Source organism: Streptomyces sp. NBC_01622, from assembly GCF_045209635.1.
Taxonomy (GTDB): domain Bacteria; phylum Actinomycetota; class Actinomycetes; order Streptomycetales; family Streptomycetaceae; genus Streptomyces.
In genome coordinates this window covers 9205968-9218681 of record NZ_CP109293.1, presented here as the reverse complement: position 1 = coordinate 9218681, position 12714 = coordinate 9205968, and the positions used below count along the sequence as shown (strand labels likewise).

At 70.7% G+C, this 12714-nt stretch carries 15 protein-coding genes; 2 read left to right on the top strand and 13 right to left on the bottom strand.

The window, feature by feature from the left end:
• Positions 1–28: 28 nt before the first annotated feature.
• From OH768_RS42785 to OH768_RS42770, 4 genes are read right to left on the bottom strand one after another with little or no spacing between them, the layout of a single operon-like run.
• Positions 29–1108: an ABC transporter ATP-binding protein gene (locus tag OH768_RS42785; protein WP_406461907.1), complete on the bottom strand. Its 1080-nt coding sequence runs from the start codon at positions 1106–1108 to the stop codon at positions 29–31.
• A gap of 3 nt (positions 1109–1111) precedes the next feature.
• Entirely contained in the window at positions 1112–1930 is an 819-nt protein-coding gene (locus OH768_RS42780; protein WP_406461905.1) for an ABC transporter permease, read from the bottom strand.
• Positions 1915–2814: an ABC transporter permease gene (locus OH768_RS42775; RefSeq protein WP_406461904.1), complete on the bottom strand. Its 900-nt coding sequence runs from the start codon at positions 2812–2814 to the stop codon at positions 1915–1917. The genes OH768_RS42780 and OH768_RS42775 overlap by 16 nt, the downstream gene beginning before the upstream one ends.
• Positions 2811–3968: an ABC transporter substrate-binding protein gene (locus OH768_RS42770; RefSeq protein ID WP_406461902.1), complete on the bottom strand. Its 1158-nt coding sequence runs from the start codon at positions 3966–3968 to the stop codon at positions 2811–2813. Before OH768_RS42770 ends, OH768_RS42775 begins: the two co-directional genes overlap by 4 nt.
• A 212-nt stretch (positions 3969–4180) precedes the next feature.
• Here OH768_RS42770 and OH768_RS42765 point away from each other — a divergent pair, with 212 nt between their 5' ends.
• On the top strand, positions 4181–4921 hold the full coding sequence (locus tag OH768_RS42765; protein WP_406461901.1) for a GntR family transcriptional regulator: 741 nt from the start codon (positions 4181–4183) through the stop codon (positions 4919–4921).
• A 19-nt stretch (positions 4922–4940) separates the two neighbouring features.
• Here the strand turns inward: OH768_RS42765 and OH768_RS42760 are convergent, their stop codons facing one another.
• From OH768_RS42760 to OH768_RS42740, 5 genes are all read right to left on the bottom strand, one after another.
• Complete coding sequence (locus OH768_RS42760; protein ID WP_406461899.1) at positions 4941–5384, bottom strand: VOC family protein; 444 nt, start codon at positions 5382–5384, stop codon at positions 4941–4943.
• Positions 5385–5420: 36 nt separating this feature from the next.
• Positions 5421–5873 carry an Lrp/AsnC family transcriptional regulator gene (locus OH768_RS42755; RefSeq protein WP_262062324.1) on the bottom strand — a complete coding sequence of 151 codons (453 nt, stop codon included), beginning with the start codon at positions 5871–5873 and terminating at the stop codon, positions 5421–5423.
• 70 nt (positions 5874–5943) lie between these two features.
• Positions 5944–6339, bottom strand: coding sequence for a hypothetical protein (locus OH768_RS42750; protein ID WP_406461898.1), 396 nt, complete (start codon positions 6337–6339; stop codon positions 5944–5946).
• A 15-nt stretch (positions 6340–6354) separates the two neighbouring features.
• Positions 6355–6879 (bottom strand): GNAT family N-acetyltransferase, encoded by a 525-nt coding sequence (locus OH768_RS42745; protein WP_406461897.1) that lies wholly within the window; start codon positions 6877–6879, stop codon positions 6355–6357.
• Positions 6880–6967: 88 nt separating this feature from the next.
• Positions 6968–8410, bottom strand: a complete 1443-nt coding sequence (locus OH768_RS42740) for a GuaB1 family IMP dehydrogenase-related protein (protein ID WP_406461896.1) — start codon at positions 8408–8410, stop codon at positions 6968–6970.
• 219 nt (positions 8411–8629) lie between these two features.
• Between OH768_RS42740 and OH768_RS42735 the strand changes: the two genes are divergently transcribed.
• Positions 8630–10234, top strand: coding sequence for an LPXTG cell wall anchor domain-containing protein (locus tag OH768_RS42735; RefSeq protein WP_406461894.1), 1605 nt, complete (start codon positions 8630–8632; stop codon positions 10232–10234).
• Positions 10235–10246: 12 nt separating this feature from the next.
• On the opposite strand, the gene OH768_RS42730 is transcribed toward OH768_RS42735, so the two are convergent.
• The 4 genes from OH768_RS42730 to OH768_RS42715 are packed head-to-tail and all read right to left on the bottom strand — an operon-like array spanning position 10247 to position 12670.
• Complete coding sequence (locus tag OH768_RS42730; protein WP_406461893.1) at positions 10247–10858, bottom strand: hypothetical protein; 612 nt, start codon at positions 10856–10858, stop codon at positions 10247–10249.
• Between the two features lie 35 nt (positions 10859–10893).
• Entirely contained in the window at positions 10894–11211 is a 318-nt protein-coding gene (locus OH768_RS42725) for a barstar family protein (RefSeq protein ID WP_406461892.1), read from the bottom strand.
• Positions 11208–11573 (bottom strand): ribonuclease domain-containing protein, encoded by a 366-nt coding sequence (locus OH768_RS42720; protein ID WP_406461891.1) that lies wholly within the window; start codon positions 11571–11573, stop codon positions 11208–11210. Before OH768_RS42720 ends, OH768_RS42725 begins: the two co-directional genes overlap by 4 nt.
• 50 nt (positions 11574–11623) lie before the next feature.
• Positions 11624–12670 carry a sugar-binding domain-containing protein gene (locus OH768_RS42715; protein WP_359614083.1) on the bottom strand — a complete coding sequence of 349 codons (1047 nt, stop codon included), beginning with the start codon at positions 12668–12670 and terminating at the stop codon, positions 11624–11626.
• Positions 12671–12714: the final 44 nt, after the last annotated feature.

Here is a 12714-nt window from a genome sequence, read left to right as displayed (position 1 = left end):
CTGCGGGTTCACTGCGGGCCTGTGGGCCCTACGGGTTGACGCGTTCCGCCACGAGCACCGGCCGCTCCGGCAGCGACACGCGTACGGCGACTCCGGCGCCCAGGGTGGTGGCCTCGTGCGTGGGCAGGTCGGCCTTGACCTCGGTGCCGTCGGCGAGCAGAACGCTGACACGGACGACCGCGCCGAGGAAGGCGGTGCCGACGACACGCGCGTCTCCGGCGTCGTCGGCGTTCACGTGGATCGCCTCGGGCCGTACAAGGACGTCGACTTCGGGTCCTGCCGGGGCCTCGCCGTCGACCGGCAGCCGCTGGCCGAGCACCTCCACAGTGCCGTCCGTGAGGTGCCCCGGGAGCCGGCTCATGGTGCCGACGAACTCGGCGACGAACGCGGTCGTGGGCCGGCCGTACAACTCGGCCGGTGCGGCGCACTGTTCGAGCTTTCCGGCGCGCATCACGGCGACCCGGTCGGCGATGGACAGGGCCTCTTCCTGATCGTGCGTCACGAAGAGGGTGGTGATGCCGAGTTCCTGCTGGAGGCGGCGGATCTCCTCGCGCAGGGACAGCCGCACCTTGGCGTCGAGCGCCGACAGCGGCTCGTCCAGGAGCAGCACGCGGGGGCGCAGAGCGAGCGCTCGGGCCAGCGCGATGCGCTGCTGCTGGCCGCCGGAGAGCTGGTGCGGGAAGCGCTCGCCCTTGTCGCCGAGCCCGACGAGGTCGAGCAACTCGGCCGCGCGGGACCGCCGTTCGGCCGTACGCACCTTGCGCATGCGCAGCCCGAAGGCGACGTTGTCGAGGGCGTTGAGATGCGGGAAGAGGCTGTACGACTGGAAGACCATCCCGGCGTCGCGGCGGTGCGCGGGCACGTCGGTGACGTCCTTGCCGTCCACCAACACCTCGCCGGAGGTGGGGTGTTCGAAGCCGGCGAGCATGCGCAGGGCGGTGGTCTTGCCGCAGCCGGAGGGGCCGAGCAGGGCCAGGAACTCGCCGGGGCGGACGGTCAGGTCGAGTCCGTCGAGGGCGACCGTGGGGCCGAACTCCCGGCGCAGGCCCCGGAATTCGACGGTGGCGGCGTTCTCCGTCGTGGTTTTCTCAAGCGTGGTGGCGGTCATGGTTCATCCCCGGGACGAAGCGGTTTTGTCGCGCCCGCCGACACCGGCGAGCGTGAGGAGGAGTGCCCAGGTGACGACCAGGCTGAGCACGGAGACGGCGACGGAGAGCTGGGCGTTGGACCCGCCGACGCTGTAGATCCACACGGCGAAGGGCTGGAAGCCGAGGAGCTGGGCCACGGTGAACTCGCCGAGCACCAGCGCCAGCGTGAGGAAGGACGCGTTGAGCAACGCCCCGCGCAGATTGGGCAGTACGGCCCGCACGAGCGCCTGCGGCCAGCCCGCGCCGCAGCTGCGGGCGGCCTCGACGAGGGTCTTCACGTCGATGGCCCGCAGCCCCGAGTCCAGCGCCCGGTACACGAACGGCAGGGCCATCACGACATAGGCGAGGACGAGAATGAACGGGAAGCTCGGATTCTGGATGGCGACGAAGGTCTCGAACAGCGGGGTCCGGGACAGGTAGTCGGGGCCCCACTTGAGGACGGTGGCGATACCGGCGACGAACGCGATCGGCGGCACCACCAGCGGCAGCGAGCAGATCACCTCGACGACAGGGCGCAGCCGGGGCGCGCCGAGCCGTAGCGCGACCATGGCCGGGACCATCAGGAGCAGGACGACGGCGATGGTGGCGGCGGCGAGTTCCAGCGAGAGCACCAGGCTGGAGGTGAAGCCGTCGGCGGAGACGATCTGGGTGTAGGCGTCGAAGGTGACGCCCTCCCCCGGCACGTCGACCGTGAAGATCACCGACGCGGCGAGCGGCACCAGGAAGTACAGGGCGGCGAGGCCGAGGACGACCCACCGCCAGATGTTCAGGCGTCCAGCCATCGCGCGCTCCGTCGTTGCAGGGGCAGGTACACGGCCATGACCAGGCCCGCGACCAGGACCATGTCGAGGCTGAGGGCGAGGGCCACGTTCTCCTGGCCGACCAGCACGTTGCCGGAGATGGCGTCGGCTATCTGGAGGGTGACCAGCGGGATCGAACTGCCCACCATGGCCGCGGCGGTGGCGTACGCGGCGAAGGCGCTGCCGAAGAGGAGGACGAATCCGCCGAGCAGCGAGGGCAGCAGCACCGGCAGGGCTACGTGCCTCCAGTACTGCACGCCGGTGGCGCCGTTGTTCTGGGCGGCCTCACGCCACTGGGTGCGCAGGCCCTCCAGGGCAGGGGTGATGGTGAGGACCATCAGCGGGATGAGGAAGTACAGGTAGACGAGGACAAGGCCGGAGAAGCTGTAGAGATCCCACCCCTTGTCCTTCAGGCCCAAGTGGGTCGTCAGCACACCGGCGTTGCCCAGGGTGGCGACGAACGCGAAGGCGAGGGGGACACCGCCGAAGTTGGCGAGGACGCCGGAAGCGGTGAGGACGGCCTCGCGCAGCGCGCGGAAGCGGGAGGTGACGACGACCTGCGCGAGCGGGAGACCGAGCAGGGTGCCGAGGGCGGCCGAGAGGGCGGACAACTTGACGCTGCCGACCAGCGCGGTGAAGTAGGCGCCCTGGAGCGAGTCGGTGAGGTTGACGGTGCTGTACGAAGTGGCGCCCGTCGTCTGGTTCTTGACGGTGAAGGCGCCGTTCAGCATCGCGATGGCGGGCACCCCGAAGGCGACCGCGACGAACACGAGCAGCGGGACCACGGCTATCCAGCCGGGGACGCGGCGCCGCCGCTTCGAGGAAGCGGCGGCAACCACGTCGGCCCGCGTGAGCGTGGCCGTCATCCGGAGACGGCCTTCGCCCAGCCGGACGCGATGACCGTCTTGGCCTTGCTCTGCTGGGCCTCGGTCGGGAAGGACGGCGTGCCGGAGACCTGCGGGAGCTTGGCGGCGGCGGTCTTGTCGAGCGTGCCGGCCGACTCCATGGAGGTCATCAGCGCCGGGCGCGCGTACCCCTTGAGCCACAGGTTCTGGCCCTCGGCGCTGTACAGGTACTCCTGCCACAGGCGGGCGGCCGCCGGGTGCGGGGCGTCCTTGTTGATGGCCTGCGAGTAGTACTGCGCGTACTGGCCGTCGCTCGGGATGGTGACCTTCCAGTCGACGCCCTTGGACTTGAACTCGTCGGCGTAACCGGCGTTGAGGTAGTCCCAGTCGATGGAGATGGGCGTCTCGCCCTTCTCGACGGTGGCCGGGGTGGACTCGACAGGCGTGTAGTTGCCGTTCTTCTTCAGCTTCGCGAAGAAGTCCAGGCCGGGCTGGATGTCGTCGAAGGAACCCTTGTTGGCGAGCGCCGCCGCGTACACGCCACCGAAGGCGGAACCCGACTTGGTGGGGTTGCCGTTGAGGGCGACCTGGCCCTTGTACTGCGGCTTCAGCAGGTCCGCGAAGGTGGTCGGACAGGTCTTCACGCGCTTGGCGTCGCAGCCGATGGAGATGTAGCCGCCGTAGTCGTTGAACCACTGCCCCTTCGGGTCCTTCTGGCCCTCGGGGATCTGGTCGAAGGAGGCGACCTTGTACGGCGCGAGCAGGCCCTGCTGGGCGGCGCTGAGCGCGAAGGAGGAGCCGAGGTCGAGGACGTCGGGCGTACGGTCCTGGCCCTTGCGGGAGGTCACGGCGTTGATCTCGTCCTGGCTGGAGCCGTCCGGGTTCTCGTCCGTGATCTTGATGCCGTACTTCTTGGTGAAGCCGTCGATGATGGCGCCGTAGTTGGCCCAGTCACGGGGCACCGCGATGATGTGCAGCGTGCCCTCCTTCTTGGCGGCCTTGACCAGGGCGTCCATCCCGCCGAAGTCGGCGACGGAGGTGGCGGTGGCGGCGTTCTTGCCGTCGGCGGTGGTCGACGAGTTGGTGGGAGCGGCGCCGCAGGCGCTCAGGGCGAGCGCGGCGACGACGGCGAGGGAACCACCCAGGACGGCGTTTCTCGGCGGGGACACGGTCACGGTCTCTCCAGGGGTGCGCACGAGGGGTAGAGCAGAGCGGAGAACTTGTCTGAACAAGTTGGCCTCAGTACGCCCGCCGATGGTGTCTTGTTCGTAAACATTGGCGAAACCGTGACCCCTTATTCACTGCACAGTCCTGGCTGACACGGATCACCAAGGGAACTCGACTACGCTGCTCACGCTGTGCACAGTGGTCGACTCAGAGGGGAAGCATGACGGCGCGACACGAGGAGATCGCCGACGAGCTGCGCAGGGCCATCGACCGCGAGGAGTACACAGTCGGCAGCCGGCTGCCCGCGGAGACGGAGCTCGCGGCGCAGTACGGCGTCTCGCGCGGCACGGTCCGCCAGGCCGTCGCTGCCCTCACCGCCGAAGGGCTGATCGGCTCCCGTCAGGGCGCCCGCCGGGTGGTGCTGGCCAGCCGCCGCAGCCAGAGCTTCGCCGAACTGCGCAGCTTCGCCGAGTGGGCGCGCGCGATGGACCGCGAGGCGACCGGGCACGTGGTCGAGCAGGAGTACCGCCCGGCCACGGCCGAGGACGCCGTACACCTCCAACTCCCGGAGAAGACCCCGGTGTTGCACGTCCTCCGGGTGCGCGGCCTGGACGGCGAGCCGGTCCTGCTGGAGCGGACCGTATACGCCGACTGGATTTCTCCGGCCGTCGAGGCGATCGAGCCCGACTGTCCGTCGGTCACTCAACGCCTGTACGACGACACGGGGTTGGTCTTCGCCTACGGCGAGCACGTGATCGACGCGGTGGCGGCGGGCGCGCAGGACGCGGAGCTGCTGGGCATCCGCCGGACCAGCCCGCTGCTGCGGGTCCGCCGGGTCACAACCACCCGCGAGGGACGGCCCGTTGAGTGGTCGGACGACCGCTACCGCTCGGACGCGGTGACCTTCAGCGTGCACAACTCCATAGGGAACAACGCGCTGGCCCGCAAGACTGCGGAGTGAATGCAGGGAGCCCGGAGGCTCAACCGGCCGCCACGCAGAACTCGTTGCCCTCCGGGTCGGCCATCACCACATGGTGTCCGTCGACCTCGGTGAGCACCCGGCCGCCCGCGTCCGCCAACCGCTCGGCCTCGGCTCTGATCGCGGCCCATCTCTCCTCCGGGCCACCCCGCACCGGGACCCGGATGTCGAGGTGGAGCCGGTTCTTGGCGGTCTTGGGCTCGGGGACCTTGAGGATGGACAGGCGCGGTCCGACGCCGTCGGGGTCGCACAGCCAGGCGCCGTCGTCCTCGGCCCCGTCGTCCTCGGCCCCGTCGTCCTCCGGGTCGTGGTGCGCGATCCACTCGGCGCGCGTGGCGAACGGAGCGGGCGGTGGCTCGTCGACGTAGCCGAGGGCCGTCTTCCAGAACGCGGCGAGGAGCGGGGCGTGGTCGCAGTCGAGGGTGAGATCGATTCGTGCTGCCATGCCCCCGACCGTACGGCGTCCCACTGACAGTCGCCCTTACGTGGGCGAGCCGGACGAGAAGCGGCGCAGCAGCGGGGACAGCACCAGCACGGACTTGGTGCGTTCCACGAACGGCTCCCCCGCGATCCGCTCCAGTACCCGCTCGAAGTGGCGCATGTCGGCGGCGAAGACCTGGACGACGGCGTCGGCGTCGCCGGTGACGGTGGACGCGGCGACCACCTCCTGGTAGCGCTCCAGGCCCCGCCGGATGGTGTCCGGGGAGGTGTTGTGCCGGCAGTAGATCTCGACGAACCCCTCGGTCTGCCAGCCGAGCGCCGCCGGGTCCACCCGTACGGTGAAACCGGTGATGGCGCCGGTGGCCCGCAGCCGGTCAACGCGCCGCTTCACGGCGGGCGCGGAGAGGCCGACCAGGTGCCCGATGTCCGCGAAGGAGCGGCGGGCGTCCTCGGCGAGGGCGTGCACGATGCGTTCGTCGAGTTCGTTCAGCACTGCGGGCGGTTCACTTCTCTGCGCTGGCCGGGTGGGAGCGGCGATGGCCGTATACGAAGTAGAACACGGTTCAGCCCTCGTCCGGATCTCCCGCGAGGGCCCGCGCCGCGGCCAGGTCCTCCTCGTCGAACCCCATCCGCCCGGGCTGTCCGTGCACCTCCGCCTGTGCGTCGATCCAGCGGGTGTGCGCCTCCCAGGCGGCCTGCTTGCTCATGCCGAGCGCGGCCCCGATCTGCGTCCAGGAGGCACCGGCCTCGCGGGCCGCGCGGACGGTGAGCTGACGGCCGTAGGAGGCCTTGCGGGCGACGACCTCGCTCAGGGCGAGCAGTTCCAGCGTCTCGGCCTTGTCGAGGGCCTCGGCGTCGCTGCCGAAGCCGGCGAGGGACTCGCGGGTGCGGAGGTCGTCGAGGCGGGCGACGGCGGTGAGCAGGGTGTGCTCGGGTTCGATGCTCTGGGGTGTGGTCATGGGTTCACCGTTGCGTCAAGGTCGCTTGACGTCAAGGGGGCCTGACGGCAACTTCTTGGTGAGGAAGGTGCAGGGGTCCACGCATTCACGGATCACCCCGTCACGGTCCTCGTACGACCAGCGGTCCACGTAGTCCGTCAGAGGCCGGTAGCCGAGCCGCGCGTAGAGCGCGGCGGCGCGCGGATTGTCGGCCGCGACCCCGAGACCGAGGACCGTACGGCCGCGCTCCCGGGCCACTTCCTCGGCGCGCCGGATCAGCGCGCCGCCGATGCCGCGCGAGCGCAGTCGTGGGGGCCATACGGCGAGACCGTTGAGCTCCGGGCAGCCGGGCAGCGCTGCCCGCACCTCGGGTGCCGCGCAGCCGTCCCAGATCACCTCCGCGTGCCCGACGGGCCGGCCGTCGATCCAGGCGACGAGATAGGTACCCCCGCCCGCCTGCTGCCGTGCGAACCGTCGGGCATGGGTCGAGGCGGCCCCCGGCGAGCCGATGAACTCGTCGAGCGGCGCCACGTCGGCGGCCCTGCACGCGGCGATCTCCATAGGTCCGACGGTAACCGCCGGAGCACGCCGACGGCCCCCGAATATCCCGGGCGACAGGACAACAGGGGCCGCAGGAAAAGGAGTTGGCTCAGCTCCAGCTGGCGTGCAGGGGCTCGCCCTCCGCGTAGCCGGCCGCGCTCTGGATGCCGACGACGGCCCGCTCGGCGAACTCCTCCAGGGAGCCCGCGCCGGCGTAGGTGCAGGAGGAGCGGACGCCCGCGATGATCGAGTCGATCAGGTCCTCGACGCCCGGGCGGGCCGGGTCGAGGAACATGCGGGAGGTGGAGATGCCCTCCTCGAACAGCGCCTTGCGGGCGCGGTCGTAGGCCGACTCGTCCGACGTGCGGTTGCGGACCGCGCGCGCGGACGCCATGCCGAACGACTCCTTGTAGATTCGCCCGTCGGCGTCCTGCTGAAGGTCGCCCGGGGACTCGTACGTGCCCGCGAACCACGAGCCGATCATCACGTTCGACGCACCGGCCGCCAGCGCCATGGCGACATCGCGCGGGTGGCGGACACCGCCGTCGGCCCACACGTGCTTGCCGTACCTCTTCGCCTCGGCGGCGCACTCCTTGACGGCCGAGAACTGCGGGCGGCCGACGCCGGTCATCATGCGGGTGGTGCACATCGCGCCGGGGCCGACGCCGACCTTGATGATGTCGGCGCCCGCCTCGATCAGGTCCTTGACGCCCTCGGCGGCGACGATGTTGCCGGCCACGATGGGGACCTGCGGATCGAGGGCCCGCACCTGCCGGATCGTACTGATCATCGACTCCTGGTGGCCGTGGGCCGTGTCGATGACGAGCGTGTCGACGCCCGCGTCCAGCAGCTGCTTGGCCTTCTGCACGAAGTCGCCGTTGATGCCGACGGCGGCGGCGATCCGCAGCTTGCCGTCCGCGTCCACGGCCGGCGAGTACAGCGTGGCGCGCAGCGCGCCCTTGCGGGTGAGGATGCCGGCGAGCCTGCCGTCCTTGTCGACGGCGGGCGCGTATCGGCGGTTGGCGCCGTCCAGCCTGTTGAACGCCTCGCGCGGGTCGATGTCCGCGTCGAGCAGCAGCAGGTCCCGGGACATGACCTCGGCGAGCTGCGTGAAGCGGTCCACACCGTTCAGGTCGGCGTCGGTGACGACACCGACCGGGCGCTGGTCCTCGTCCACGACGACACCGGCGTTGTGCGCGCGCTTGGGCAGCAGCGCCAGCGCGTCGGCGACGGTCTGGTGCGGGGCCAGCCGGATCGGGGTGTCCAGGACGAGGTGGCGGCTCTTCACCCAGGACACGACCTCGGTGACGACCTCGATCGGGATGTCCTGCGGGATGACCACGAGCCCGCCGCGCCGGGCCACGGTCTCGGCCATGCGCCGGCCCGCGATGGCGGTCATGTTGGCGACGACCAGCGGGATCGTGGTGCCCGTGCCGTCCGGAGAGCTGAGGTCCACACCCTGACGCGAGCCGACCGCGCTGCGGCTCGGCACCATGAAGACGTCGTCGTACGTCAGGTCGTACGGGGGCTGGATGTCGTTGAGGAAACGCACGTGCCGCACATCCCAGTCGATCGAGGTGACCCCCGGACAGGTCAGCCAGGGGGAAGAGCACGTACTTCATTGTCCCATGTCAGGCGGAATGCCATGCATGGGATCATCGTCCAGGCCGGTCGGCGGCCTCGCTGGAGGAACGCCCGAACGAATCTGTGATTCACATGTGGGCAACCTTCGGGACACCTCGCCTGTCGAACGCGTATGACTGTCAATCGCATGGCGTTCTGGGCAGCGCTCACTGCCGTGGTGCTCGCCCTGGCGCCCGGTGCGGCCGCCGTGGCCGCCGGTCCGTCTCCCCTGCCGACGCAGGCATACGCGTCGATCAGCGCCGAGAAACAGATCAACGTGGGGTCGGCGGCGCAGTCGGCCACCGTGAGCTGGAGTTTCGCGGACGACGGTGCGCAGGTCCCGCTGCCCACGAACATCGCGCTCGTCATCGACACACGTGACCTGGCGGGCGTCGCGAGCGTCGCGGTCGACGACCCGAGGTGTACGGCCGACGGACAGGTCTTCACCTGCGTCAACAAGGACGTCTACCAGCAGGAGTCGGTCGAGTTCACCCTGCGTGCGGACACGCGCGCCGCCCTCGGCGACAGCGGCACGCTCAAGTACGCCGTCAGCGCCGACCACGGCACCGGCGCCACCGCGCAGACGAAGGTGGTCGTCGGCGTCCCGAACCTGGTCGTCGGCAAGGTCCCGGACGTGACGAACGCCGAGCTCGGGTCCCGGATCGACCTTCCGCTCCGGCTCCGCAACACGGGCTCCCTGGCGACCGACCGGCGCATCATGCTGCGCTGGGAGTCGGTGGGCGGTCTGGTCTTCGACCGGAAGTTCTCCAACTGCATGTACGGCATCGGCGACGACCCCGTCGAACCCGACAGCCAGGCGTCCGTCACCTGCATCTTCACGGCCCCCGTGGCCGCGGGCGCCACCGTGGAGCTGAGCAGCCCGCTGACCGCCACGGTCGGCGCCCGCGTTCTGACCGCCGTGACCGACTACTCGGCCGAGCTGCTGAAGCCCGACGTGCAGCCCGGTGGCGGCCCCTACCGCGGCACCGGGCCGGAGCTCACCCTGGTGCCCGCGTCCGGAGCGGGGGACGGTTTCGAGAGCGGCGCCACGGGCCGGGTCACCGTCTCGGCCGACAGCTCCGCCGACCTCGCCGCCACCGCGGCGGTCGGGCCCGGCCGCAAGGCGGGCGAATGGACCCTGGACCTCAACGCCGAAAACCACGGCCCGGCCTCCGCCTACGGGGTCGACAACAAGGCCGTCGCCCTGGTCGACGTCGTCCTGCCCAAGGGCACGGTCGCGACCGGCAACGCCTTCGAGGAAGGGGAGGACACCCCCTACGGCGAATGCCTTCTCTGGGTCAGCGGCACCAGGACGGCACCCTTCGAGGCGGGTCACCGGCACTACGTGTGCCCCGTGCCGCGCGGTGTCGCGGCCGGCAAGAGCCAGCTCTTCGTGCTGTGGGGCAGGACCACCAAGGACTACGACGGTGCCAAGGGCACGGCGACCGTGCTCCCCGGCCCGGCCGCCATCCCCCTCCACGATCCGAACACCGCCAACGACAGCGTCACGTTCGCCTTGGACACGTCGAACGCGTCACCGACGCCGGGCACGTCACCCACACCGGGCACGTCCTCCACGCCGGGGGCATCGGGCGGCGCGTCGGCCACGCCCACCGCGGAGGCCTCGCCGGGCGGCACGCTGCCCCACACGGGCACGGGCCCCATGGCGCTCGTCGCCACCGCGGCGGCCGGAGCCGTGCTGCTGGGCTCGGCCGCCCTGGTCGTCGCCCGCCGCAGGCGCCGTGCCCACTGAGCGGCGGCCGGGTCAGTACAGGAAGCGGTGCAGTGGGGCGGACTCGGTGAGCAGCATCGTGAGCCGGTGGGCGAGCCGCTGCCACGCCTCGTCCTGCCCGTAGCTGAGTCTCACGTCCTCGCCGTCGGCCGCCTCGATCGCCGCGAAGAGGGTGGCCGTATCGGCGTCGGGCGTGAGGTCCACCAGGGAGAGCACCCTCGCCAGCGCGCCGACCAGGCCGACGGCGGTCTTCTCGGGCGTCAGGACGGTGCCGCGGACCTCGGCCACGACGCCCGACGGGTCGGGGAGGTCCGGCGGGGTCACGAGGAGTCCGGACAGCTCTCGCAGCAGCGCGTACAGCAAGTCCGTTTCCCCGGTGGGGAGTTCGACGATGCGCAGGCCCTCGTGCTCCCAACGGCCGTTCGGCGTCCACACCTTGGGTCCCCGCGCCACCGCCTCGGCGAGTGTCTCCCGCACCCGCCGGAAGACCACGAGCCCGTCCGCGAAAAGCGCGTGCCCACCGGCTCCCCGCGCGGACTCGGCCAGCGGCGCCAGCAGGTGTTCCTCGACCCGGTCGCACTGCGCGTCGAGATCCGGATCCACGACCACGAGACGGACGGACGTGCGCTGCTCCTGTTGCTCCATACCGAACACTCTGCCAGCCGCCTCGGACAATGGGCCTAGCGCCCGTCTCCACCCAGCGCGAGCACCACGGACAGCGTCGGCGTCCGGTCGACCGCGTCGCCGAAGACGTCGACCGCCGTCTCCCACTCCCCCGGCCGTGCCTTCGCGTACGCCCGCCAGTTCCGTACGACGACCAACAGGCCCTGCTCCACGGCCTCTTCGGGCCACACGGTGTGGTCGCCGAGACTGTCCGCGAGGGCGTCCCAGTTGCGGCCGAACCAGTCGGGGAGCCGGAGAGCGCGAGCGACACCGTCCATCAGGCCGGCCTTGTCCGTGACCCCGTCGAGGTCGAGCGTGACCGCGAGCTGCGTCATCTCAGTACCGTCCTGAACGACTTGTAGTGATCATCGGTGTAGTAGATCTCGCCGCCCTGTCCGGTGACAATGCGGCGGGCCCCGCGATCGCGCGAGCCCGGCGTCCGGACGGTGTATTCGTGGTAGTAGCCGCTCTTCTGCTCCGGCAGCAGCTTCTCGTAGTTCCCGAAGACGACCCCGTCCTTGGCGTACGGGAAGGGACCGCCCCGGTCGATGAGGGTGATGGTCTGCCGTGCCTCGGCGGGGAGTTGGGACGCCTTGACGGTCCCGGTGCCTCCACTCGTGGCCGTGGACGAACAGCCTACGGGCAGTAGTACGGCCAGACAGACGAGAAGCACTCGGGAGACGAACCGCAGCAGCATGCGCCCGATGCTGCCACGGCCGTCCCCTCACGACCTGCTGTCAGGACCCGTCAAATCCCGTCGGGGTCCGTCCTGCCGAGCGCCGACTTCGGTGGTGTGCCGGCCGTCATCAGATAGTCCGCGGCAGCGGTGTCCGTCACCAGGCTGGTGACCAGACCGGACCGCAGCACCGCGTCGATCGCCGCCGCCTTCCGCTGCCCGCCCGCGATCGCGACGACCTCGGGGATACGGCGCAGCTGGTCCGCCTTGACGGTGATGCACCGCTCGCCCAGGTCCCGGCCGACCCGGCGGCCCTCGGCGTCGAAGAGGTGCGCGGACGTCTCGGCGGCGACACCGAGGGACGAGTAGTGCGCCCGCTCCTCGTCGCTGAGCATGTCGTACACCGTCGAGATGCCCGGCTCCCAGGAGCCGATGGAGACACAGGCGACGGTGACCTTGTCGAAGTACTCGAAGGCCCGGGCGATCCCCGTCTGGTGGCGCAGCGCCTCCGCGGTGGCCGCGTCCGGGAGCAGCATCGGCGCGTAGATGGGGTGGGCGTCGCCACCCGACACCTGCGCGGCCCGCCGTACCGCCTCGACCGAGCCGCGCTCGGCCGTCCCGGCGTCGTACACGCCCGTCAGCTGGACCACCGTGCAGGGCGGCAGCCGGTCGAGGGCCGCCGCCATGTGGATGGTGGACCGGCCCCAGGCGAGGCCGAGCACATCGCCCTCGTTGACCAGCTCGCCGAGCAGATCGGCCGCGACCTCCCCGAGGTTCTCGGGGTCGGGCGACTCGTCGCTGACCTCGGCCGGGGACTCGACCACGACGGCGTGCCTGAGGCCGTAGCGGGCGCGCAGCGCGTCCGAGCGCTCCGCGTCCAGCTCGGCCGGTACTCGGATCTCGATGCGTACGAGATCCCGTTCGAGAGCGGTCTCCAGGACCCGGGCCACCTTGAAGCGGCTGACGCCGAACTCCTCCGCGATCTGGATCTTGGACTTGCCCTCGAGGTAGAAGCGGCGGGCCATGGCCGCCGCCTGCACCAGCTCTGCGGGTCCCATCCGCATGGCTGACCGGCCCGCCGACATACCCGACACGGCGATCTCCTCACTGCTGTTCACACTCTGGATTCGCCGTTCATCCTCGCAGATCCGGCGCTCTTGAT